Source organism: Enterococcus sp. HMSC072F02, from assembly GCF_001837725.1.
Lineage (GTDB): Bacteria > Bacillota > Bacilli > Lactobacillales > Enterococcaceae > Enterococcus_B > Enterococcus_B lactis.
Genome location: NZ_KV833885.1, coordinates 13896 through 14198 on the forward strand (window position 1 = coordinate 13896; position 303 = coordinate 14198).

Sequence of the window (303 nt, forward strand, 5' to 3'; positions counted from 1 at the left end):
GGACTGTGACAAAAATCGTGTCACAGTCCCTTTCAGTTTTCTCCTGCCAACTCCTCAGTCACAAGGAGCAATTTCCAAAAACAGATTCTCATGTTTATTGAATATTGTGACTTGTGACTCATAGTCAAACGGCAGGCTCACGACCTCTTTCTTAAACAGTGTTCAATCAGCTGACCCTCGGTATTAGCTCAAACGCTGATTTCACAACCTCTGATTCACGGTGTTCCAGAAGTAGCTTCTTTGAAATAAGCCGAAATGTCACAAAAATTTAAGAAGCAATTTTCGTAAATTCCTTCTTATTTC